The 22,809-nt window shown below is 47.1% G+C and carries 21 protein-coding genes; 6 read left to right on the top strand and 15 right to left on the bottom strand.

What is annotated here, in order from left to right:
* The first annotated feature begins 81 nt into the window (after positions 1–81).
* The 3 genes from ACYCS5_RS18380 (at position 82) to ACYCS5_RS18370 (ending at position 1,754) form a co-directional block, all read left to right on the top strand.
* The gene (locus ACYCS5_RS18380; protein ID WP_459759910.1) at positions 82–432 is read left to right on the top strand and encodes a nuclear transport factor 2 family protein; all 351 of its coding nucleotides are present in this window, start codon (positions 82–84) and stop codon (positions 430–432) included.
* A 155-nt stretch (positions 433–587) separates the two neighbouring features.
* A complete protein-coding gene (locus ACYCS5_RS18375; RefSeq protein WP_459761322.1) occupies positions 588–875 on the top strand; it encodes a DUF1330 domain-containing protein in 288 nt (95 codons plus the stop codon).
* A gap of 84 nt (positions 876–959) precedes the next feature.
* Complete coding sequence (locus ACYCS5_RS18370) at positions 960–1,754, top strand: SDR family oxidoreductase (protein WP_459759909.1); 795 nt, start codon at positions 960–962, stop codon at positions 1,752–1,754.
* A 256-nt stretch (positions 1,755–2,010) separates the two neighbouring features.
* On the opposite strand, the gene ACYCS5_RS18365 is transcribed toward ACYCS5_RS18370, so the two are convergent.
* The 8 genes from ACYCS5_RS18365 to ACYCS5_RS18330 form a co-directional block, all read right to left on the bottom strand.
* Positions 2,011–2,466: a DinB family protein gene (locus ACYCS5_RS18365; RefSeq protein ID WP_459759908.1), complete on the bottom strand. Its 456-nt coding sequence runs from the start codon at positions 2,464–2,466 to the stop codon at positions 2,011–2,013.
* 555 nt (positions 2,467–3,021) lie between these two features.
* Positions 3,022–4,440 (bottom strand): aldehyde dehydrogenase family protein, encoded by a 1,419-nt coding sequence (locus ACYCS5_RS18360; protein WP_459759907.1) that lies wholly within the window; start codon positions 4,438–4,440, stop codon positions 3,022–3,024.
* Positions 4,441–4,482: 42 nt separating this feature from the next.
* Positions 4,483–4,911 carry a universal stress protein gene (locus ACYCS5_RS18355; protein ID WP_039270609.1) on the bottom strand — a complete coding sequence of 143 codons (429 nt, stop codon included), beginning with the start codon at positions 4,909–4,911 and terminating at the stop codon, positions 4,483–4,485.
* A gap of 28 nt (positions 4,912–4,939) precedes the next feature.
* A complete protein-coding gene (locus tag ACYCS5_RS18350; protein WP_029515832.1) occupies positions 4,940–6,151 on the bottom strand; it encodes an MFS transporter in 1,212 nt (403 codons plus the stop codon).
* A 40-nt stretch (positions 6,152–6,191) separates the two neighbouring features.
* Positions 6,192–6,647, bottom strand: a complete 456-nt coding sequence (locus ACYCS5_RS18345; protein ID WP_459759906.1) for a MerR family transcriptional regulator — start codon at positions 6,645–6,647, stop codon at positions 6,192–6,194.
* Between the two features lie 351 nt (positions 6,648–6,998).
* A complete protein-coding gene (locus tag ACYCS5_RS18340) occupies positions 6,999–7,100 on the bottom strand; it encodes a hypothetical protein (RefSeq protein ID WP_014599460.1) in 102 nt (33 codons plus the stop codon).
* Between the two features lie 113 nt (positions 7,101–7,213).
* Positions 7,214–7,798: a TetR/AcrR family transcriptional regulator gene (locus ACYCS5_RS18335; RefSeq protein ID WP_029515834.1), complete on the bottom strand. Its 585-nt coding sequence runs from the start codon at positions 7,796–7,798 to the stop codon at positions 7,214–7,216.
* 193 nt (positions 7,799–7,991) lie between these two features.
* Positions 7,992–8,609 carry a pyridoxamine 5'-phosphate oxidase family protein gene (locus ACYCS5_RS18330; protein ID WP_459759905.1) on the bottom strand — a complete coding sequence of 206 codons (618 nt, stop codon included), beginning with the start codon at positions 8,607–8,609 and terminating at the stop codon, positions 7,992–7,994.
* A 115-nt stretch (positions 8,610–8,724) separates the two neighbouring features.
* On the opposite strand from ACYCS5_RS18330, the gene pdxR reads away from it, so the two are divergent.
* Positions 8,725–10,239, top strand: coding sequence for a MocR-like pyridoxine biosynthesis transcription factor PdxR (gene pdxR / locus ACYCS5_RS18325; RefSeq protein WP_459759904.1), 1,515 nt, complete (start codon positions 8,725–8,727; stop codon positions 10,237–10,239).
* An 8-nt stretch (positions 10,240–10,247) separates the two neighbouring features.
* Here pdxR and ACYCS5_RS18320 read toward each other — a convergent pair whose 3' ends face one another.
* A complete protein-coding gene (locus ACYCS5_RS18320; RefSeq protein ID WP_459759903.1) occupies positions 10,248–10,886 on the bottom strand; it encodes a pentapeptide repeat-containing protein in 639 nt (212 codons plus the stop codon).
* A 151-nt stretch (positions 10,887–11,037) separates the two neighbouring features.
* Here ACYCS5_RS18320 and ACYCS5_RS18315 point away from each other — a divergent pair, with 151 nt between their 5' ends.
* The gene (locus tag ACYCS5_RS18315; RefSeq protein WP_459759902.1) at positions 11,038–14,337 is read left to right on the top strand and encodes a DUF5695 domain-containing protein; all 3,300 of its coding nucleotides are present in this window, start codon (positions 11,038–11,040) and stop codon (positions 14,335–14,337) included.
* Positions 14,338–14,620: 283 nt separating this feature from the next.
* On the opposite strand, the gene ACYCS5_RS18310 is transcribed toward ACYCS5_RS18315, so the two are convergent.
* The gene (locus ACYCS5_RS18310) at positions 14,621–15,667 is read right to left on the bottom strand and encodes a hypothetical protein (RefSeq protein WP_318627591.1); all 1,047 of its coding nucleotides are present in this window, start codon (positions 15,665–15,667) and stop codon (positions 14,621–14,623) included.
* 173 nt (positions 15,668–15,840) lie between these two features.
* Here ACYCS5_RS18310 and ACYCS5_RS18305 point away from each other — a divergent pair, with 173 nt between their 5' ends.
* Entirely contained in the window at positions 15,841–16,239 is a 399-nt protein-coding gene (locus ACYCS5_RS18305) for a hypothetical protein (RefSeq protein ID WP_459759901.1), read from the top strand.
* A 408-nt stretch (positions 16,240–16,647) separates the two neighbouring features.
* Here ACYCS5_RS18305 and ACYCS5_RS18300 read toward each other — a convergent pair whose 3' ends face one another.
* The 5 genes from ACYCS5_RS18300 to ACYCS5_RS18280 all read right to left on the bottom strand — a co-directional run bounded on the left by ACYCS5_RS18300 (position 16,648) and on the right by ACYCS5_RS18280 (position 22,758).
* Positions 16,648–17,475, bottom strand: coding sequence for a carbohydrate ABC transporter permease (locus tag ACYCS5_RS18300; protein ID WP_029515843.1), 828 nt, complete (start codon positions 17,473–17,475; stop codon positions 16,648–16,650).
* Positions 17,472–18,356: a carbohydrate ABC transporter permease gene (locus ACYCS5_RS18295; RefSeq protein WP_029515844.1), complete on the bottom strand. Its 885-nt coding sequence runs from the start codon at positions 18,354–18,356 to the stop codon at positions 17,472–17,474. The genes ACYCS5_RS18300 and ACYCS5_RS18295 overlap by 4 nt, the downstream gene beginning before the upstream one ends.
* A 38-nt stretch (positions 18,357–18,394) precedes the next feature.
* Positions 18,395–19,675, bottom strand: a complete 1,281-nt coding sequence (locus ACYCS5_RS18290; RefSeq protein ID WP_459759900.1) for an ABC transporter substrate-binding protein — start codon at positions 19,673–19,675, stop codon at positions 18,395–18,397.
* A 219-nt stretch (positions 19,676–19,894) separates the two neighbouring features.
* A complete protein-coding gene (locus ACYCS5_RS18285; RefSeq protein ID WP_459759899.1) occupies positions 19,895–20,962 on the bottom strand; it encodes a response regulator transcription factor in 1,068 nt (355 codons plus the stop codon).
* Positions 20,959–22,758 (bottom strand): sensor histidine kinase, encoded by a 1,800-nt coding sequence (locus ACYCS5_RS18280; RefSeq protein WP_318627593.1) that lies wholly within the window; start codon positions 22,756–22,758, stop codon positions 20,959–20,961. Before ACYCS5_RS18280 ends, ACYCS5_RS18285 begins: the two co-directional genes overlap by 4 nt.
* Positions 22,759–22,809 lie beyond the last annotated feature (51 nt).

The raw sequence follows: 22,809 nt of genomic DNA, 5'->3' as shown, positions 1-22,809 counted from the left end.
ATCATGTAGTCATATTATCACTGCTATGATGAGTTTGAAGTTATCGCTCACAACATCTCACCATAGGAGGTTGAAGAATCAATGAATCCACATAGACCCATGCCAGCAGCAGTAGAAACTTACTTTACATCAGCGAACAAATCCCGGTTTGAAACATTTACTTCCGCTTTCGATAAAGATGCGTTGATCTTGGATAATCATCGCGAAATCAAAGGTATGGAAGCCATAAAATCATGGTGTGAAGCAGAAATATTGGAGCCGAATGTCACCTTCGAGATCATGGATATGGATGACACAAATAATACCGTCGTCGTAACTGCGAAAGTAGACGGAGACTTTGATAAATCGAATCTTCCCGACCCACTCCTACTTAAACATCAATTTCTAGTAAACAACAATAAAATTAAAGAACTGATTATTACACTTCCATAAAGTAATTAAAAGAGGATTTTGCAAAAATTCCATAAGCGACTTCCAATGAACAAGATATAGATCGAGATGGTTTAGTTCGTCTATATCTTGCACTTCGGAGCGACTGGAATCGAATTTTGCAAAATCCTGAAAAAAATAAGAAAGGGAAAACGTATATGCCCGCTTATGTTGTTTTTATACGTGAACAGAGTACCGATCAAACTGAACTCCAACTCTATTCTCAGTTGGCACCGGCAGGTTTGGCGGGACATTCCGTCAAACCTCTAGCAATGTATGGCGCATACCAGGTCCTCGAAGGACCCGATATTGAAGGGTTGACCATCCTGGAATTCCCCACTTTTGAGGAAGCACAAGCTTGGTACTTTAGTCCAGCCTATCAAAAAGCCCTAAAGCATCGACTACGTGGAGGGCGGTACCGGGGCGTCATTGTCGCTAGTTTGTAAGGCTCGCAGGACAAGTGAACTCGGAGTAGAGATCCCTAGAGGTATTTCTCAACCACATTGTGAAAATCAGGAGGAATTATTCGCATGAGTTTTCAATTAGAAAACATTGTAAGTGAGTTTAAAGGCAAAAAGGCCTTGGTCACGGGCGGTACCAAAGGAATGGGAGAGGCTATTGCTAAGAGACTTACGGCTGCAGGTGCTACCGTAATAACTACGGCTCGAACTACTCCAGCTAATTCAGAAAATCAGGACCTGTTTATTCCAGCCGATATTAGTACGCCTGAGGGTGTAGGTAAAGTAGTAAACGGTGTTCTTGAGCGCCTAGGCGGTGTAGATATTCTTGTCAACAATGTTGGAGGCTCATCAGCCCCATCCGGGGGAGCCCTTATCTTGACAGACGAGCATTGGCAGCAAACTTTTAACGCCAATCTGTTTGCTGCTGTCCGTTTAGACCGTGGACTGCTACCGGCTATGGTTAAAAAGGGAGCCGGTGTTATTATTCATATTTCATCCATTCAGCGTCGCTTGCCGCTGTATGATGCAACATTGGCTTATGCTGCGGCCAAAGCAGCTTTAACTACTTACAGCAAAGGGTTATCCAAGCAGTTTTCGCCTCAAGGCATTCGTATTAATACAGTTGCGCCAGGCTTTATCGAAACGAAGGCAGCACAAAGTTTGATTGATCGGATTGCTGAGACGACAGGTGACCGAGAAAGTGCATTAAAACAACTAATGGACTCGTTGGGAGGAATTCCAATTGGTCGTCCAGGACTACCAGAAGAAGTCGCTGAGCTTGTTGCTTTTCTGGTATCCGACCGGGCCGCTTCTATTACAGGAAGTGAATATAATATTGACGGTGGAACAGTTCCAACGGTCTAAAACTCAAGCTAAATACGCTTTATCAATAAGCCCATAACCGTATTTGGAAGCAAATTAATTTTCCAATTTATAAGGGTATGGGCTCTCTTTGATCCTAAACAGCTCTGCTAAAACCGTAGAGGCTTTGTAGCAGCCGATTTTGCTCCAATCGCAATTAGAGTTTGCCTAAGTTCATCCTGAGTTACCTTTGCCATTTCTTGTGCAGTAGGATATTTCGGTTTTACTGCGTTTCCATTCCTTCTCATTGCGGAACTTTTCAGAGCCTCGCGAACGTGATGTAATCGACTTGGACAGGCTCTGCCGATTCGATCCGAAGTGCCGGGTTGATCTGTCCACGGTGATATTGCCCATGTAAGAGGACCTGCAACAGGATGTCCCGGACGGACGTTCGGAACGGAACCCCGCTCTGGTTCGCATAGTCGATCATCTCGTCCAACTCGGATTCCTCGAGCCCTTCGATATAGACACGATATTGTTCGGCGTTTTCTTCGAACATCGTCCGGATCGCCGACAGGTCTTCCGCTTCCTCCCACAACGAATATTGCGCGCTGCCCTTGCCCTGCAATCGGGACAGCCAGACTCGTTCCGCGACCGCGACGTGCCGAACCAGCTTCAGAAGGTCCTTGTTCTTCGTCTCACTCTCCTCGAGCGCGTCCAAGATGCGTCCGTCCGCCCAGTACAGGTGGTCCATCATGCACTTGATCGTCTTCATTTCGGTTTCCCCCTCTTCATCTCATCGATTACTTGAACCTACTGTTAACCGTTAGTTTAATCATTTGAATGAACTAAAACAACCTTTTTTGGGGTGAATTCCTTGTTGCTGTAAACTTCCAAGGAGAAACGTGCATTTTCAAAGGGTTTAGTGGCTTGTCGCTCCCTTTTGGGAAGCACTCATGGGAGATTAAGCCTACTCTGGTTGCTGCAACATCCTCATTTTTACGTTTAGCCTTGAAAGATCTTTGGTACTTTAATTTCATAACCCTTCTCAGGCACTGCCTTTTTTAAAAAATCATTTGGCTAGGTCTATTTTGTTATTGTCTCTTTGGGGCTACGACCATCCGCCATTATATTCCATTTTCAAATATTAATTAAAGAACATACGCGGGTAGCAGTAGTGATTTAAAAGAGCCTTATCTTAATCTAGCACTAAGAAAACACTTTATTTTCATCTGACAATCACGTAGAAGGTGCCAAAAAAGCCTATCTAATGAACAGACATACGCAAAACGTATTATCTATGTCCATCAGATAGGCTTTTATATAACTACTACCGTTTAATAACGATCAGCTTTGTTTCCAGCATTTCTTCCATAGCATACTTTATGCCTTCGCGTCCGGTGCCACTTTGCTTCACACCACCATACGGCATATGGTCGACACGGAAGCTTGGAATGTCATTGATCACCACGCCGCCAACCTCAAGCTTGTCTGCTGCATCCAGCGCGGTCGTGATATTACGTGTGTAAATTCCCGCCTGCAGGCCATAGATCGAATCATTCACATGGTTTACGGCTTCATCTATAGAGCTAACAGAATGAATCAGCACGAGCGGGGCAAACACTTCACGACAGGATACCTTGGAAGTCGGGTCCACATTAAGCAAAACCGTCGGCTCCAAAATACCTCCCTTGACTTGGCCACCCAGAGCGATTCTCGCACCTGCTCGAACCGCTTCTTCCAACCATTCACGGACACGTTCGACGTCCTTGGCTGAAATAAGCGCGGATACATCCGTGTCCGGCTCTAGCGGATCTCCCATTTTTAAACGTTGAGTTGCTTCTATAAATCGGGATACAAAGGTATCATACAGTTCATCGACAACGTAAATACGTTGAACGGATATGCACACCTGCCCTTGATTGGCAAAGGCTCCACTCACACAACGGTCGATGACCGCTTCCACATCCGTATCACGGTCGATAATAACGGCCGCGTTGGAACCCAGCTCCAGCGTGACCCGCTTCAAGCCAGCCTTGGAGCGAATTTCTGTACCGACCGCCGGGCTACCGGTAAAAGTGATATAGCTGACGCGCGGATCAGTGACAAGTACGTCGCCAATGGTTTTACCATCGCCGCTGATCACGTTAAGAGCGCCCGCAGGCAATCCAGCATGCTCCAACAGCTCCGCGATTAGGTAAGCCGACAACGGCGTCTGCTCCGCAGGCTTTAATACGACTGTATTGCCTGCTGCCAGCGCGGGACCCACTTTATGAGCGACCAGATTCATCGGGAAGTTAAATGGTGTAATAGCTCCTACTACTCCGACAGGTTCTTTGAGCGTGTAGGCCATACGGCCCTCGCCGCCCGGTGCGGCATCCAGCGGAATGGTTTTCCCGTGAATCCGTTTGGCTTCTTCAGCTGCGAACTTGTAGGTTTGCACCGTCCGGTCAACCTCCGCCAGCGCAGCTTTCCATGGTTTTGACGCTTCGCGTGCAATGATGCGCGCTGCATCCTCACGCCGCTCTTCCAGCAGGTCAGCCAGTTTCTCCAAAATGGCTGACCGCTGGTGCGCTGGCATGGTCCGCATCTCCGAGCGTGCATCAGAGGCCGCCTGAATAGCAACCTTGACATCTTCTGGCGTGGCCTCTGCCACCTCAGCAATGATTTCCCCGGAATACGGTGATTTCAACGTCGTGTACGTTGAAGCTACCTTCCATTCTCCTCCAATAAATAAATGCTGCTGCATGCTTTTTCCTCCTTTTCTCTATATTAACGTCTCTTTTACCATCTATTTTACCGTCAGCACCGGACAAGGTGCATGCTGAATCACATGATGACTCACGCTGCCCAGTATCATTTCGGAAACAAGTCCTTTTCCCCGTGTTCCCATAATGATCAGATCCACCTTTTCCTGATCTGCAATTTCACAAATGATACTCGCCGGATTACCATGACCCGCCAACATACGGCAAGGGATGTCCGCGTCCTTTAAATAGTCGGATGCAGGTTCCAGGATATGACGACCTTCCTCTTCGATCCGCTCATCCACATCGACCCCAATCGGGGGCTCATTCATGGATAAAGCCGGGTTTACATGCAATACAGTCAGATGCGGGTTCCCCTGAAGCTGCTTAGACAACGTTTTGGCGGTCTCCAACGCCCTCATCGCGTGTTCCGAACCATCAATTGCGACCAGAATATGTTTGTATTCGCTCATCCTCTTTTTCCTCCTCAGAAGTTCGATCTTAGTGTGCATCCACCTGAATATCCTGCATATGTCTACGACGTCCGATCAGCACAACTACACCAATCAGTACCATCAATGCTCCAAAATAAAACGGGGTTTCTGCTGAGTACCACTCTGACAGCTTCCCTGCAAGCCACGGCGAAATGGCCCCGCCCAAAAACCGCATGAAGCTGTAGGCCGCAGATGCTGTCGAGCGCTCCACTGGAGCAGCCTGCATAACAGCGGTTGTAATCAATGTATTGTTAATCCCCAGGAAAATACCAGCTACAATGACGGCGACAATGACAGTCGTTGGCGAACCGGCTACCGTCCCAATCGCCATAACACCTAAATCAATGGCAAACAGCGTCAGCATGATACTAATGGAAGATACCACGCTCAAGCGTGCTTGAATCTTTGGAGCCACAAACACCGAGGTAAAGGCCAGCATAATTCCCCAACCAAAAAACACATAACCCAAACCATGCTCGTCCAGATGCATTACATATGGAGAATACGCCATCAACGTAAAAAATCCAAAGTTATATAACAACGCCACAATGCCGAGCGTGAGCAAAGCCGGATAACTTAGCGCTTTGAACGGATCGGCAATGGAACCACGTTTTTTGGGCTTTGGAATCGAAGGCAGCATAAACGTAATGAACAAAAATCCCACGACCATCAGTCCGGCTACACCGAAAAACGGACCACGCCAGGAAATGGAGCCTAACTCACCGCCCAGCAGCGGACCTACTGAAATCCCGAGGCCCAAGGCCGCTTCATATAAAATAATTGCTTTAGCTGTTCCAGAAGTAGACAGACCTACAATCGCAGACAGCGCTGTTGCGATAAACAAAGCGTTCCCCAAACCCCAGCCTGCTCGGTAGCCTACAATTCCGCCAACTGTATTGGCCGTGCCGCCCAATCCGGCAAACACAATAATAAATAAAATCCCGGTTAGTAGCGTCCATTTGACACCCAATCGACTTGATACGACGCCCGTAATCAGCATCGCAACGCCTGTCACCAGATTATAGCTGGTAAACAGCAATGACACTTGGCTTTTCGTAGCATGAAGCTGATCAGCAATGGCCGGAAGAATCGGATCGACCAATCCCAGCCCCATAAATGAAATAACACAAGCAAAGGCAACCGCCCATACCGCTTTAGGTTGAGACAGCAAGCCTGAGCGTTCTTTTAACTCTTCAGGTAATGCATGTTGTGAACTCATAATATGATGTTACCTCCACATCTGAATGTAAATGTTCTTGTTATGATGGGTCGTGATCAAGTTCCTCATCCAGAAGAATCTTGCGTTCACGCACCCTAACCCGCAACTCCTCCAGCTCAGTCTGGAGCATACGTATGCTGTTGATTTTTCCCTCCATTAATTCCAACTGTTCGTTCAATGTACTTTCCATATCCTCCAACATGGACCGTCGCTCGTTCGGTTGCAAATGCTCTGTTCGCTCGCGATATTCCTCCCGCTGACCCTTAAGCATTTCCGCTGCGGAGATGTAACGCTGAAGCTCTTGCAAGGAGAATCCAAGTACTTCCTTGGCACTCACTATTTTTTTTAGTAAATCCACATCCTCCTGCGTATACAGGCGCATATTTCCTTCACTGCGCTGTGGAGAGGGCAATAAGCCGATTTCCTCATAATAACGAATGGTTCGCTTGGTTAATCCGCTTTGTTTGGCGACCTCATCAATTTTATACGTAACCATGACACCCACCTTATGAAAAAGATTATATATAAATACTACGCTTCTATAACGTTAACGTCAACGTCAACTTTTACACAAAAATGAAACCGCCCCTGTTGGAGACGGTTCCTAGTTTGGTTTGCACGGTCATAGACCCGAAGCATCGGCGCTCAAGCCCATGATTATTGCTTTAGATGAAAATGGTACGTGTGATGATAACCAGCAAAATAAAGAGTACCAGAATAACACCAGTGGAAGTAAACATGTTATAGCCGCCACCACCGCAACCTCTTTCTACTTCACCCATCTTAAGTTCCTCCTCCCTCTGTCGATTACAACAAATCGCCCGAAATCAGATTCATGAGCTACGAATTAGATGACGAATGCTTTGGAAATAATAACGAGCAGAATGAAAAGTACCAGAATCGCTCCTGTAGATGTAAAAGCTCCATAACCAGCGCCTACTCCAGACATGGTGATTCCTCCCTTCATGGTTTACAAAAGCATCTTATGCTTATGCCGTCATCCATGATAGGGACAAATGCCGCGCCTGCCGCCCAAATCTAGGTTGGGGTTGTACAGTCCTGTTATTCTTCAGACCCGAGCATACCGTGATACAGAAGGTTTCGTGCCTGCTTGGCAAGCACAGACGGACTTTCACGTCCAGGCAGCAATTTCGTTAACGTCAGCCGTTCAATCAAGCCGATCACGCATTCTGCTGTCAGTTCAGGGTCCAGTTCCTCACGGCAGGAGCCCCATCGTTGCGCCGCCAGTAGATGCTTTTTGATATGTTCGACCATTTCCGCCTTAATGCGCACTGAGTCTGCCGCCTGGTAAAATCCGACACGAGTGATCGCCGGATTATTAGACAACACGCGAAAAATAGCTTCCAGAAACACTTGTCCCCGTTGCAAAATTTCAGCTTCGCTTTGATCCGGGCCTATCTTCATGCTTTGAACCGTTTCATTCACCAAAGTACGAAAGCTCTCCACAAGCTCATCATACATCTGTTCCTTGCTTTCAAAATGAATATAAAAATCCGGCTGCGTCAATCCTGCGCGTGCCGCGATCGAACTTACCTTTGTCTGATAAAACCCCGTCTGAGCGAACTCTTCAGCCCCTGCTTCCAGTAACAACCGTCGACTCTCCCGACTTCTGACTCCTGCTCCCATCACGGTCTTGCCCCCTTACGCCACAAATCTATCGTATTATAAAGTTCCTTTGCAGTAAGAACAACGGGCTTGAGGATGATATATACCTGTCCTTCAAAAGTCCTAATACGGAAGGACTGAAAGTTTCGGAAAATCAAGGGCATCTCCCTACAAGGTATAATTAACCAATCTGATGGTGAGCGAGCAGGGTTTATTAAACCGAGTGATGAGGACAATATTTGCGCATCATCTCAATCGTTGTCAGATCATCATCCAGCCCCCGTTGTTGCAAGCCGTCGATAATTTTCTGACGTTCCTGTTCTTTGACATTTTGACCGAATTTAAACTTGGCAGTCCATTCCTCCGGTACAATTTTGATCAGAGCGACCCCTTTCAAACGTGAAGCATACCGAGAATCGCTAGCATCAATCGTGTCATACCCGCCTTCCGGTTGCAGCTTACTCATAAAAATGGAAAAGGCCGATGCTTTTTCTTCCAAATCCACTACATGCTCCGCATGACCACGCACGGTAATGCTTTTAAAAAATGAAGTCGCCGGACATGCCATATGTTCATCCGTAAAATAAGATGGAATGAGCGCATATTCTTTGGCGGCTGAAAAGGTAACCCGATTATCCTCTTTCATCCGTTCCATCTTTTCTCCAGCACGGCTGCCATGAATATAAAAAACGCCATTTCCATAAGCGAAATTCAAGGGAACCACACGCGGAAAACCATCCTCGCTGTTCATACCTAAAAATCCGAAACTGACCTCGCTTAGAAACTGCTCTATTTCCTCTAGTTCTGCCACCGCAAATTCTTTCCTTCTCATAGTGAACTCTCCTTCCATCTATTGACCAATGATACATTTCAGATTATGTTGAAAATGGATTCATAAAAAGACCCAATATGAACGAAAATGAGTGGCCCAATTGAAGGAGAAGAATATGGATATTACGATTACTTATCAGCGCGCGCTTCAAAAATATCATCTAAAATATTTGGCATTGTATCATGCTCTTCGTGAGGGAATCCTCAATGGTTCCCTTGCCAGTGGTACGCGTCTGCCTTCCACTCGTGATCTGGCTGTGATGTATGGAATTTCGCGAGGGAGTGTTAAAGAAGCATACGATATGCTGCTGGCAGAAGGATATGTAGACTCGGCAGTAGGCAGAGGAACCTTTGTTATGCAACAGACAGCGGTGCTACCAAACCCATCTCAAATCGGCCAGCAGAATCAGAATCCACCCGTTGCAAAGCAAAAATCCCCTACTCTGTCAGCATGGGGACAACGAATCATGCAGATCGAAAGAGAACGAAGCTTACAGCCCTCTCCTACTACTGCTACAGATAGAGACCGTACGCAACAGCCTTTGATTTCTTTTCAGGCAGGAGAAGTTGTATTGGAGGGCAATTCACAGATCGCATGGAAAAGTGCACTGACTGCCGCTGGAAAAGATCTGCAAAAGCCCTCGGCTGACGAGACGGCTGCACCAGTGAGCGGTGATGAATGGCTACGTGAAGCGATTTGCCATCATGTTGGCAGAACACGCGGAATTACGGCCAGCCCGGATCAAATCGTATTATGCAGTGGTTCCATGGAAGTAATCACGTTATTAAGTCAATTGCTTATTCATGAACAAGATCGAATTGTATTGGAGAATCCTTGTTATTCCGGCATCTACCGTGCAGTTACTGCCTCAGGCGGACAGATACTCGCTGCCGAAATGGATCAACACGGAATTGTCCCACAGGATTGGGATTCCAAATTGCTGTTTGTTACACCTGGACGACAGTTTCCAACCGGTGCAGTGTTGCCATTAACACGCCGTCAACATATTTTGCAATGGGCAGCATCCAAGGGAGCGTGGATCATTGAGGACGATTATGACAGTGAATTCCGCTGGGCAGGACGACCCATAGAACCGTTAAAAGCACTGGATCGCGCAGAATGTGTCATCTATGTCGGCTCCTTTTCCAAAAGCATGTTCAGCAGCCTTCGACTCGGGTTTGCAATCCTGCCCGTTGAATTAGCCCAAGCGCTGACAGCTGCCAAACGACTATACGATCCCCTGCCGCCTGCCCGCTTGGAACAGCGCGCACTGGCACGTTTTATGATGCGCGGCGACTACGTTCGTCATGTGCGTCGGATGACTCGCATATACAGATCACGCTACGACGTGTTCCAGCGGGAAATACAGCAGTTGAATGAACTGTTTCACTGGCATCAGAACGATTGCGGGCTACATGCCTATGCCATCTGGAAGCATGAGTCTGCCCAGTATCATCATTTGATGCAGACAGCACGATTTTACGGAGTCACTTGGCGTGATGCCGCCGATTATCAACTGACACCGGGACCTCCATCTGCCTGCTTTATCTTTGCCCATTTAACGGAGCAACAAATTATTGAAGGGTGTAACCGTCTGCGCCAGGCTTGGAACCATGTTAAAAATCAGTGAGGAACCCCTTATTTAATCACTAGCCCCAAAAGGCCCACAAAGGATGAGGCCTGATGCGGTGAAATGATGCAGCCATTCAAGTCTTCTATCTCTACTTGTAATCCATCAAATTCGCAATCACTGAGATCAATTCCCTTGAGCTTGGACCCGGATAGCACCGCTTGATCCAGATTGCAACGGGCAAAAGAAGCTTTTTGTAGTGTTAAATGATACAGATCTGCACTTATCAAAGAACAATCCTCAAAACCAACTTGCTTGAAATTAGCAAAACGGAACATCGAATAATCCCCTAAGCAATTCGAAAAGCGAACGTTTTGGAGCCTGCTTCTGGAAAAGTCTGTTCCAAGCAATTTACAGTTTCTGAACTCTACCCGATGGATAAAGGAACCTGAAAAATTAACATTCGATAGATCGCATTTATCAAAAATAACGTCTGTCCATTCACTTTCCGGCAATGACGATTCCATGATCGTTACATTTTTAAAAGTCATCTTCTCTAATGAAACCTTAACCGCTTCCATATTGTCCAAAATGATATCCTCTACAGACCCTATACTGAGTTCGTCTTTGGATCGTATGGAGCGCATTTCTTCATTTAATACGGGTAAATTCGCAGGAATCTTTGGCAACTCCATTTTATTTTTCATTATATCTCTACCTCCACGATTGAGAGCCCTCTAGGATATCTATATGAATCTATTTTCTATCAATTCTCATACATAGGGTAGCAAAAGTATTTCTCACACATATATTAACGTAGTGAGCACACTCACGAACCTTTGTTAGGAGGTTGATAGCATGACAGTACAGCTATCTAATCAAGTGTTCTCCATCTCTGTCGGAGATTACGGGGATCTCTCTTCCTTGCGACTGGTAGGGGACACTTTTAATACCAACTATGTTATGAACAGCTCCAACGCACCTAAACAGAATACGTCGGATCATCAATGGCTGGGTGAACTTATGTTCACCTATCGTCTCGGCAACGGAACGTGGACTCGGGCATGGACAAGCAATTCTGCTGATGCGCGCCAGATCACCTCTTCTGGAAACAGTGTCCAGGTGGCCTATCAGAATTCATCAAACCATCAGGGAATACGTAATTTCATTTTACATGAAACTTATTCGTTGGTTAACGATTATTTGCACTGGCAAATGAAAGTAACGAACAGCTCTAATCAAACGCTGGAGATCGGAGATTGGGGACTGCCACTTCCGTTTAACGAGTACTGGTCCGGTGGCAATAATGAACAAATTTATGAAACCAGAGTACTCTCACACTCCTTTGTAGGCCATAACAGTTCCTTTATTACCGCTGGACGACCTAGCGGCATCGGACCGTATGTACTACTAATCCCTGATGCCTCAACGGGGGCTGGTCTCGAATATCAGGACCATTGGAGAACTGAGGAGCATCCCGGCAGCACATGGGCTATGGAGCAAGGGGGGTGGTCTGAAGGACTGAATGTGTTCTATATCCACTCCAATGTCATCAAGAGCACCAACCGTGGCTATCTTGGAAGCACCAGTCTGTCGCTGGCTCCTGGTGAAAGCAAAACGTATGCCTTTAAATTTTACAAGGTAGCGGACGAGCAGGCCGTAAAGGACAGGCTGTACAGTGAGGGACATGTGGATGTGACCGTGGTTCCGGGTATGATTGTCCCAACCAATCTCAAGGCTAAATTCGATCTGCATACCAGCAAATCCATTACCTCTGTCACCGCGCAATATCCGTCGGAAACGACCATCAGCTATCTGGAAACAGCCCCTACAAACCATAAAATATATGAACTTACACTGGGACGACTGGGACATAACAATATTATGGTTAACTATGGTAACGGCGAAAAAACCGTTCTCCAGTTCTATGCCATCGAGCCAATCGAAGCTGCACTTCAGCGTCACTCTACCTTCATGGTCAACAGCACCCAATGGAACGTGCCAGGCGACCTGAGGGACAAGGTCTTTGATGACTGGATGATGCAGTACAAGGCCAAACGCAACAGCTTTGCTGGTTACTGGGGCTGGGGTGACGATTGGGGGCTAACTCACGGTCAGTTTCTGGCGGAGAAAAACGTTCAGAAGCCCGTGGCATCTGAGATCAAGGCAGTCGATGATTATTTGGAAGTGGCCATCTGGACGAATTTGATGGAAGGCCATCATAGCGATTATCTGGTTCCTGATTTCCTGATGCCGCAGCCTAATACGACACCAACGTACCGGGGCTATGCCTATCCGCACATTTATAATACGTTTTTTAGCATGTATAAACTTGCCAAGCTGTATCCCAACCTGATCAGCTATCGCAATAGCAAAAACACATATTTGCTACGTGCTTATCATATTTTTAAAGCGTTGTATGAAGGCCCTGTTGCCTATAACTGGAACACGGGACTCATGGGTGAGCTAACTACACCTGATATTATTAAAGCGCTTCAGGAAGAAGGCTTGACCACCGAGGCTAACGACCTGATTGCCAAAATGGCTACCAAGTACAACAATTTCAAGAATACCACCTATCCTTATGGCTCTGAGTATAACTATGACAATACAGGCGAAGAAGCCGTATATACACTCGCCAAAATGAACAACAACACGACGATGATGAGCAAAATCAACGCCAAAACGCGTGCTGCACGCGGTCATATGCCTGTCTGGTACTATTACGCCGATCCGGTCACCATTACCGGAGAGAATTGGTGGAACTTCCAGTACACGACCTCACTGGCCGGCTATGCGATGGATGACTGGACACGTCGTTATTCGTCCAAGCCTGAAGTGGATCAGCGTCTATCCTATGCCGCCAAGCTGGCGAACATCGGGGCGATTAACTCGGGACAGATCAGCTCTGATCCTGCCAATATCGGGGCGGTATCGTGGACATATCAGGCAGGCAAAGGCAATTATGGCGCACTCGGTCTGGACGGCGGCCCTCTCTTTAACGGATGGCGTGGCATGTCCGGGGAAGCCGATCTAGGGCTGTTTGGAGCCATTAAAATTCTAAGCTCGGATGTGGCTGTCGATCCCATATTCGGTTTGTTCGGTTATGGCTGTGACGTTACAGAAAGCAATAACAGCTATACGGTTACTCCAAAAGACGGCGTATTCCAACGTCTGCATCTGATCACCCAGAAGCTGAGTCTGGAGTTGAACCGGGACCAATATACCTTGGCCATCGTGTCCAAGTCCAAGAACAACATGCGCCTGACACTGAAAAATATGACCCCAGGCACGACTCATACTACCGTTATGAGCTTGACCGGACTCGCGGCAGGTACGTATGACGTGCTCGTAGACGGCACAAAAACCGGATCAGTCACGGCTGCTAACAGCTCTGCGATCACGGTCAGACTGAATATCGGTACGGCAGCCAACTATGATATCCGTATTCAGTCGAGTACAGGTAATCCGTCTCCCGCTGGAGACATCATAGCCCGTTATGAATTTGACGAAACGGCCGGATCTACCGCAGCCGATTCGTCAGGTTATGGACAGCAGGCCAGTGTAAATGGAGGCGCGTGGGGAGCCGGACGGAAAGGCAATGCCCTGCACTTTAACGGTACAGACGCCTATGCTAGCCTGCCCGGTGGTATCGTTAGCAGCCTCAATGACTTTACCATTGCCGCGTGGGTACGGGTGAACACGCATAACGGCTGGGCACGCCTGTTTGATTTTGGAGCAGGCACGGATCGGTATATGTTTTTGACACCTAAGGCCGAGGGAACTGGTATGCGCTTCGCTATCACTATCTCGGGGAACGGAAAGGAACAACAGTTGAATGCGCCGGAGCTAGCAACAGGGGTTTGGAAGCATGTCGCCGTGACTTTGTCAGGCAATACTGGAACGATGTATGTGGACGGTGTAGAGGGGACGCGTAACACGAACATGACGCTGAATCCTTCCAGCCTTGGACTGACAGACCGGAACTATATTGGAAAATCCCAGTTTGATGATCCCTATCTGAACGGCGCAGTAGATGAACTGATCATTTACAACAGAGCCCTGACCGCTCAGGAAATCCGGGGCTTGGCCTCGGCAAGTAGCATCATTACAGCCCCTGATGTGGGAGTCCAAGCATATGCTGAGGGGGCAGATTAGAATGCATTATGCATTCATTTCATGCCATTAACGTTTTAGATTGTGAATGATTTGTACCGTGAATCATCTGTGTCGTGAATCATTTGCGTCGTAAATGATTGGGATCGTGAATTACTTCTGCTGGTGCTTCTCATTGCCTCCACCCCGGATTTCTTATATTAATTCTGTAATCAGGGGTGAAATCCGGGGAGGTGATGCTTCCGAAGTGAGCCGCCCTATGGAAAGCATTTAAATTGACGCCTTACCGGGACGATCAGCGGCAATTTTTCCATCGGGAGGGCGTTTAGCTCCGTCTAATGCGTGTCGTTCTTGGTCTTAAGCGAGCCAGTTCCTCACTGGTGAGTTGTCTAGTATAGGAGCGAGGGGAAGATCCTGTATCTACCCTCAGCACCCTGCCTGCCCCGTTGGGGCGGGCTACCCGTGTGTTGAATACCTGCATGGCCCACTGCACTGGAAAGGCTATGGATAAGCGACCATCTGCCGTGCCTGCATAATTAACCGCAGCTGCATAATTATCAGACTGTCTGAGCCATACAGAGCCAGAATCCCCGGGTAGTGATACAGGAGTCGTACCTCTAATAACCGTCTGATCTTCGAAGGTCAGTAAGCCCAACTCTCCACCATAATTGATTTGCAGGTCCGTATAGACGGACTCTACCGTGCCATTGACCCGCCCGGTCGTACGCCCTACCTTCTTCAACCTATCCCCTATGCGATAAGCGGTCACATGACCCGGAATCGCTCCTACTGTGGCATAACGCGGATTGAGCAGGTTGTTACGGGTCGGAAGCGAAAGCGCCCCATCAATCAGGTTCGTTCCGGTGGGATTCAAGCGTACGTAACGATATAGCCGTCCTATACGATCCTGAGCAACCGTCCCCCCATCGGCTCCGCCTGGCTGAATTGTAGCCTCCCGATTGTCTGTATTGGAGGGATTGAGGACATGGTTGTTGCTAAAAAGATAACGTGTAGCCGGCGCTCCAGTTGGGGCAACGATGAGTCCGGTTGTACCGGAGCCTTCAATCGTCCCGACACTGTAGCCGGCGATGACCGGGCGTATGCGCATTCTGTAGTCCGTAGCATTGGCTCTGATCTTTCCAGTCTTTACAATTCGGACTGGAACGTTCGTTTTCTTTCCTAATGCGGTGGCCGACAGGAGTCCAGTAGAGGCCGACGCTAAACGGTCCGTGTACACAATGACAGCGGCTCCCTTTTTGGGATGGGCAGGGTCCCTGTATCCTACGCCAATGCCGTGGACACCGGACATTTTTAAGACTCGCTTGGCCATCCGCTTTTTTACTTGAAGCGCGGCCGAGAAGGTAGCCAACATAATCATCTCCTTTTACATTCAGATGAAATATTGTATGGCTAAGGCCGCTTCGCGTTCCATTTGATCTTACGATCGCTATATTGAAAGGCATATGAAAACATACCATAAAATGGTACACTTATTTCCGAAATTGACATCTTATCATTTGATTCTGATGTTCAAGGAGGTACTTTATGTTTTCAATCATGTTGACATACAGCATACAAGCAATTGCAATTTTACTAATTATCTTTGAATTGTTGAGAAAAAACAGAAAAAAAGTAGGCTGGGGATCACTTTCACTGCTGTTATCTCTTCTTGGCATGGCTGTTTCTTTTGAATTTGGCGATTACATATGGGGAGACCAGTTGCTTTCCTTTTTTGGATTGTCCGCATGGTCCAATCCTGTCGATAATACTAGGTTTCACTACACCATTTATCTATCCAGTATTTTTTTTATTCCCAGTTTAATCATTGGATATAAAAATCCTAAAGAGTTTGGAGCTACAATCGGAAAACGGGTTTCTAGTATATATCTAACTTTGATCATCATTTCGCTTTTATTTTTTATTATAAGTATTTTCTCGAAGTAACGTTGGATGTGCGTCGTTCCAAAACAAAAGCCTTCCTCAGCGGAGGGTTTCTGTTTTATCACATTAATTCCGAACATTCCTGGGTGGGTAATTAGATTAAGGAGCTGATATTATCTATAATTCATTTACCTCAACATTTTTTGCTGCGTTAACTGCAATCACCCTCATAACGCTGCCAAAATTAGAAGCTAGGGTGAGTAAGAGAACAATGTTGAAAGTGAGAATTTCCATAATAACAACAGTTCTGCTGATCGGAGTCGTGTTGTATATCATTGACCCTCAGTGGTGGATCATTGTAGCCTTTGCAATTTTGTTTGTAACCCTTCCTATCTTTTTATTGAAACGTTGGCGCGAAAAAAGCTGAATCAGAGAAAAAAGCCTTCCTTATTGATAGGAAGGCTTTCCACCTTATCCCTTAACCGCTCCCTCCGCGATTCCTTCCATAATGAATTTCTGAAAGAATGCATAGATCAGGATAACCGGGATGGAGGTCAGCACGAGTGCGGCCAGGATAAGTGACCATTCCTTGTTGTACTCTCCAAACAGCATATTGGTCGAGAGAATCAGGGTGTAATGGTTCACATCCGTCAGCATCAACAATGGAAGCAAAAAGTCATTCCAAATCCACAAAAAATCCAAAATCGCGATAGTAACTGTAATCGGCAGCAGCAAAGGAAATATAATGCGAAAGAACGTCTGAAACTCATTACAACCGTCCATTTGCGCGGATTCTTCCAGCTCACGCGGGATGGATTTGACAAATCCATGATACAAAAAGATCGCCATATTCACACCCAAGCCGATATAGATCAGGGCCAAACCGTACGTACTACCCTGAACGGACAAATCTTTTGCCATTCGTGTAAGCGGTATCATAATGGAGTGAAACGGCACCAGCATCGACGCGACAAACAGGAAGAAAATCGCACTGCTCAGTTTCCCCTGTGTACGAGACAGCTTGTAGCCTGCCAGCGCCGAACAGATCACAATGCCACCAATGCCGATAAAAGAAATAATCGTGGAATTCAGAGCGCTGTTTAGCAAATGAGTCTGATGAAAAGCCTGACTGTAATTTTCAAAATGAAGCTTTGTCGGCAGCGCTGTAAAGGATGCAAACATCTCACCCTGTGTTTTAAACGAATTAATTACCGCCATGTAGATCGGGAAGAAGGACACGACTGCGCCCACGCACAAAATCAGCGTAATCAGCAAGGAATTGGCTTTCTTCAACCTCATGCCTCCACCTCCCTCTTCTTCATGACACGCAGCTGAATCAGGGTGAAAATGAGAACAATCGCGAACAAAATAACAGATTTGGCGCTCGCATAACCATAACGGAAGTTGTTGGAGAACGCCTCCTCATAAATGTTCATCGTAATCACCTGTGTACTGCGTCCCGGACCCCCGCCAGTCAAGCCGTATACGACCTCATACACCTTGAAGGCACCATTCAGCGTCAGGAAGAAACAGATCGTAATCGCATGAGTAATCATCGGCATCGTCACACTTCGCAATGTCTGAAATGCGTTCGCCCCGTCAATAATCGCAGCTTCCTTCAAGCTTTGTGGCACGCCTTGAAGCGCAGCCAGATAGATGATCATCATATAACCGACACCATTCCAGAGCGACACGATAATAATAGCGAAGAAAGATACTTTCGGATCGCCCAGCCACGATTGGCCCAAAAAGGCGATAGCCGTCTTTTCGGCGATCTGTGGCAGCACGGAGGAAAAAACGAATGTCCACATAAATGCGCTAATAATGGTACTGATCATATTGGGCATAAAAAATATCGTCCGGAAAAATCCTTTGGTACGTGTACGCGACTCAATCAACACTGCCAGTGCCAGCGCCAGTACATTTTGCAGCACAATCATGACGAATACGTATTTAAGGGTAAACCAAAGGGAATTGAGAAAATCGGGGTCTTCTTTCAACGATTCCACAAAGTTCCCCAAGCCGATAAAGCTGTAATTGGGATTCAATCCGTTCCAGTCTGTAAAGCTGTAGTACATGCCGCTGATCGTTGGAATGAGCAGGAAGATGGCATAAAAGATCAGCGCCGGGGCTGTAAACGCCAGTAGCATGACGTATTTTTTATAGATTTTAAAAGGCATGGAGTCTCTCCCTCCTGGTGTAATTCTGTAGGTTACCGTTACTTGTTCACTTTGTTATACGATTTCCATGCCTTATCCAGCGCCTTAATGACATCATCCTGCGAGAGCTGACCCGCATAATAGGATTGTAGCGATTTGCCTGCCTCGTCCTTGACCGCTTGCGGGATCGATGGATCTTGGTACGACTTGCCTGCTTTTACGTATTCGGTAGCGTCATTAACCCAAGGATAGCTTTTAAACGTATGCACTTTGGAGATCGGGTTAAATTTCAATGCTTCATAGAACGCACTGGAATCCTTGTCATCCAGCACATAGTTAACAAAATCGAGCGCAACCTCCTTATTCTTGCTTGTAGAGGATACAGCCAGCGAAGTCGAAGTGGACAAATTAATCAGTGTCGCATTGGGATCGTCATTGATCGGCAGCGGTGCTACCCCAAAATCCATCTTCGGATCCGATTTTAAAATCGTTTCTGCAAACCACGGTCCCTGAATCCACATCGCCGCTTTACCCGAGGCAAACGCAGCCGATCCATCATCCCCACCGATTTCCAGCGCCTTGTCCGTACCGTTACTATTCACCAGATCAATAATAGCGAACATGCTTTTCATTTCGGAAAAAGAGCCTTTATCCTGATTCATCCGGTCGATAAAATCCTTATTCTGTGTGTTCATCATCGCACCCGCTGTCAGCGGCACGAACAGCTGTGGAATCCAGGATTCCTTGTAGGACAACAGGAACGGTTTCACATTATTCGCTTTCAGCTTCTCGACCACTGCCTTCATTTCGGTTAACGTTCCCGGCGGCTGCAAATCCAAATCCTTAAATATCTTTTTATTGTACAAGTAGCCCCATGAGATCGTCTCCAAAGGAACCGCTACGACCTTTCCGTCTTTGGTTGTTACCGAAGGCTTCACACTATCCATCAATTTGTTAACAAAAGGCTGACCGGACAAATCCTCCAAATAGCCCGCTTTATAAAACGGAGGGATTTCATTCACCGCGTGCAATGCAAATACGTCCGGCGCATCGTTGGATGCGAGTCTTGTCTTCAAAATTTGTGCAGCGTTGTCCGCAGGCGGCATCTCCAGTTGAACCGTAACGTCGATATTTTTATCTTTCTTCTCTTTCGCTACGAACGCATTAATGTATTTATCGTAGTGCTCCTTCAAACGGGGCTGAGCAATAAACATTTTGAGATTCACCGTTTTGCCGTCTCCACCGGAACCGCTGCTGTCACTGCCTGAAGAATTCGCTCCACACCCGGCCAATAACGTGCCAACCAGCATTGTGCTCAATACACCTTTCCACATTTTCATAAAAAATGACCTCCCCTATTTTGAAAATAACTGCTACCCACCGGCAAATCAGTTGTTATTCAAAGCAGCTATGCCGCCGGTCTTCAACCTCTATTCAGCTCTGTGCGAACTTCCTAAAGGCCAAATTCCTTTGTACAACTTGTTTTGTATACGCTTTCATTATAGAATTGGAGGTCACTTCTGCCATTGGACACCCTTAGCTTATTGGATTGGACTTTTTTAAACTTCCTTCCTCATTTCACCGGGTGCCATGCCAAAATGCTTTTTAAATACCCGATAGAAATAAGACACATCCTCATATCCTGCCATCTCCGCAACTGCTTTAATTGAAACCTGTTTATTGACCAGCCATTCTCGCGCCTTTTCCATTCTTCGCGCTACAATATAGTCCGTTACATTTTGACCATACTCCTGCTTAAATACCTTGCTCATATACTCCTTGCTCACAAAAAAGTTTTTCGCCAACTGCTCCAGTGTAATCGGCCCAGCAAAGTGACTGTCGATATATCGCCGTACCTCTTCTAAATTCAGCTTGTTTTTGTATTTCCGCTGCCGAATGAGCTGATCCAGTTCCTGAACATAGCACGACGATACGAATTCCAGCGCATGTTCTACAGAGGATACGGCATCCTGCGACAGTAGAAATCCTGCCTTTGCCGTAGAAGTATCCAGCCCGTTATCCGCTGCCAGCTCTTTCAGCAGGGAAAGAAGCTCCTGCACCAGCCTGCCCAGCATAGGTGGACTCGGCGCTCCATAACTCTCCAGCTCCTGCATAACCTGTCTGCAGGTTAGGTTCACCCCGTCACAGTTCAACTCATTAAAATAAAGACGCAGCAGTTGCTTATACCGGGTCAGCTTGTGAAAAAACTCATAATCCAGCTCCGTCGCTTCTTGCTGCTGTTCAGCAGCCTTGACCTCCAGATCGTTTTTGCATTTGAGCAACACTGCATTCAGCTCGGCAGGATTGACTGGCTTTAACAAATAATCGACGGCCTTGTAACGGATGGCATGTTTGGCATACGCAAAGTCATCATATCCGCTCACGACAATGATTTTTACATTAGGACAATGGTTATTTAGCGCTTGCAGCAGCTCCACTCCGTCCGCACCCGGCATGTGCATATCCGTAATCACAATATGGGGAGCTAACTCCCCGACTAGTCTGAACGCCTCGTCTCCGTCCTCAGCCTCACCCACTACCAACATTCCGAGTTTTTCCCATGTGCCAAATGTCTTCAGAATATCGCGATTCCACGGCTCATCGTCCACAATTAATACTCTGATCATACTTTTCCCTCCTCTGCTGAGATGAATGGAATGCGGATGGTGACACGTGTACCGACTCCCTGCTCACTATCTATCGTCACTCCGTAGCGCACTCCAAAATTCATCCGTATGCGTGAAGACACATTGCTCAATCCGATATGACTACCCTGCGCCCAGATCGGTTCCTCCGACGCGTTTTCCAGCTTTGCCCGTACTTTTTCCAGCTTGTCCGGGGCCATGCCGTTTCCATTATCGCAAACCGTAATACACACATCTTCTCTCATAATCTCCACTCGAATTCCCATTCGCCATGCCCCTGCCTTACGGTCAAGACCGTGCTGAAACGCGTTTTCTAACAATGGCTGAAGCGATAGCTTAGGCAGACGAATATCCATCGCCTGTTCTTCCGTCTCCACCTGAAACACTAATCTTTGGGGAAATCGACGTTGTTGGATGCGCATATAATGCCCTACATGGTCGAGCTCTGCGCGTAAAGAGGCCAAATCCTGAGGCTCCCGTACCACGTAACGGAACATCTCACTCAGCGACCGAATAACTTCATAGGTGTCCTCCGGCTTTTGAGAAAATACCATACTCCCGATCATTTGCAGTGTATTTTGCAGAAAATGTGGATGAATCTGTGCCTGGAGCGCTTTCAATTCAGCCGTCTTTTTTTGCAAATTGATACTGTATTCCGTCTGGATATGCTCGCGGATTCGGCCTGCCATCCCATGCAGACTTCTTTCCAGCAGTCCTATCTCATCCGGACGTGTACTTGGCTGTCCAACCGGTCCTTTGATCATATCCAGCTCCTGTACGGAACGTGCCAAATGAACAATCGGACGTGCAGTCCGCCATGCGATGAAAACGGCAATGCAGATGGAAACCAGGATTGAAATCACGCCGACGATGATACCATACAGCATGGTTGAAAAGGCGCTGTGGTTAATGGAGGAAGTGGGTACGATTTTGACCAGCTTCAGCCCAACTACATCCAGATCATTATAGAACACATAATGTTCAGCAGTTTGAATCATCCCGGGGCCCGGCTTAACGTCACGCAGAGCTGTCAGCACTCCTGCAGGAGGAGGCGACTGAAGAGCCTGTGCTGGATACATAACCCTGCCATCTGCATCTGTAATCAACACTTGATGCTGATCCCCTCGTCCCAGTAGGCCCAGCGTCTGATCGAATTGAGACCACAATACATCCAAAGAAATAGCTCCCGTCTGCTTTTGGTCTTCAAAACGCCGAATACTGCGCGTCAGAGTAAAGCGTTCCGGGTCAGTAGAGCTTGGGCGAATCAAATAATCCTTATTCGCTTGCCACATCTCGGCATACTGTGGGGGAATACCGCTCACCGTCGTAATTTCATTTTGCATGCTATTGAAGGTAAACAAGGTTTGCGATTGCTTCGAATAAAGCTGGATGCCGATCACATGACTTCCGGCCGAATAATACACATTCGCCATCGTATTCAGCATTTTTCGCTGGGCATTAAATTGGCTTGAAAGATTGTCAGGCTCGCGCTCATTCAAATAATCGCTCAGATCAGGACTGATCTGAATGCTGTAAATCAGATGATTCAGACGATCTAGCTGATCGCTGATATAGATCCCCGTCCATTTCATATTGGACATGTTCGTCTCTACCACTTCCGTTTCCATGGAAGCTCTGCTTTTCTCCGCAGCCAGCACCGTGACAGCAATGACCGGCAGCACAGACAAAACAACCATCGTCAAGATCAGCTTGAGCTGAATGCTACGTCGATACGGGGCCGTCAGCGCCCGGAACCAGCGAACTGCTCGGGTTGGCATAGCGATGCACTCCTCTTTCAGCCATATGCGAAAACGCCCCGCAATTCGCAG

It is taken from the genome of Paenibacillus sp. SEL3, from assembly GCF_054602585.1.
Note: the sequence above shows the minus strand (reverse complement) of the source record. Positions and strands in the feature narration are given on the sequence as shown.

Bases quoted from the DNA above. Each gene is read 5' to 3' on its own strand.
- ACYCS5_RS18380 (WP_459759910.1), top strand. From the start codon at position 82: ATGAATCCACATAGACCCATGCCAGCAGCAGTAGAAACTTACTTTACA.
- ACYCS5_RS18375 (WP_459761322.1), top strand. From the start codon at position 588: ATGCCCGCTTATGTTGTTTTTATACGTGAACAGAGTACCGATCAAACT.
- ACYCS5_RS18370 (WP_459759909.1), top strand. From the start codon at position 960: ATGAGTTTTCAATTAGAAAACATTGTAAGTGAGTTTAAAGGCAAAAAG.
- ACYCS5_RS18365 (WP_459759908.1), bottom strand. From the start codon at position 2,466: ATGAAGACGATCAAGTGCATGATGGACCACCTGTACTGGGCGGACGGA.
- ACYCS5_RS18360 (WP_459759907.1), bottom strand. From the start codon at position 4,440: ATGCAGCAGCATTTATTTATTGGAGGAGAATGGAAGGTAGCTTCAACG.
- ACYCS5_RS18355 (WP_039270609.1), bottom strand. From the start codon at position 4,911: ATGAGCGAATACAAACATATTCTGGTCGCAATTGATGGTTCGGAACAC.
- ACYCS5_RS18350 (WP_029515832.1), bottom strand. From the start codon at position 6,151: ATGAGTTCACAACATGCATTACCTGAAGAGTTAAAAGAACGCTCAGGC.
- ACYCS5_RS18345 (WP_459759906.1), bottom strand. From the start codon at position 6,647: ATGGTTACGTATAAAATTGATGAGGTCGCCAAACAAAGCGGATTAACC.
- ACYCS5_RS18340 (WP_014599460.1), bottom strand. From the start codon at position 7,100: ATGTCTGGAGTAGGCGCTGGTTATGGAGCTTTTACATCTACAGGAGCG.
- ACYCS5_RS18335 (WP_029515834.1), bottom strand. From the start codon at position 7,798: ATGGGAGCAGGAGTCAGAAGTCGGGAGAGTCGACGGTTGTTACTGGAA.
- ACYCS5_RS18330 (WP_459759905.1), bottom strand. From the start codon at position 8,609: ATGAGAAGGAAAGAATTTGCGGTGGCAGAACTAGAGGAAATAGAGCAG.
- pdxR (WP_459759904.1), top strand. From the start codon at position 8,725: ATGGATATTACGATTACTTATCAGCGCGCGCTTCAAAAATATCATCTA.
- ACYCS5_RS18320 (WP_459759903.1), bottom strand. From the start codon at position 10,886: ATGAAAAATAAAATGGAGTTGCCAAAGATTCCTGCGAATTTACCCGTA.
- ACYCS5_RS18315 (WP_459759902.1), top strand. From the start codon at position 11,038: ATGACAGTACAGCTATCTAATCAAGTGTTCTCCATCTCTGTCGGAGAT.
- ACYCS5_RS18310 (WP_318627591.1), bottom strand. From the start codon at position 15,667: ATGTTGGCTACCTTCTCGGCCGCGCTTCAAGTAAAAAAGCGGATGGCC.
- ACYCS5_RS18305 (WP_459759901.1), top strand. From the start codon at position 15,841: ATGTTTTCAATCATGTTGACATACAGCATACAAGCAATTGCAATTTTA.
- ACYCS5_RS18300 (WP_029515843.1), bottom strand. From the start codon at position 17,475: ATGAGGTTGAAGAAAGCCAATTCCTTGCTGATTACGCTGATTTTGTGC.
- ACYCS5_RS18295 (WP_029515844.1), bottom strand. From the start codon at position 18,356: ATGCCTTTTAAAATCTATAAAAAATACGTCATGCTACTGGCGTTTACA.
- ACYCS5_RS18290 (WP_459759900.1), bottom strand. From the start codon at position 19,675: ATGAAAATGTGGAAAGGTGTATTGAGCACAATGCTGGTTGGCACGTTA.
- ACYCS5_RS18285 (WP_459759899.1), bottom strand. From the start codon at position 20,962: ATGATCAGAGTATTAATTGTGGACGATGAGCCGTGGAATCGCGATATT.
- ACYCS5_RS18280 (WP_318627593.1), bottom strand. From the start codon at position 22,758: ATGCCAACCCGAGCAGTTCGCTGGTTCCGGGCGCTGACGGCCCCGTAT.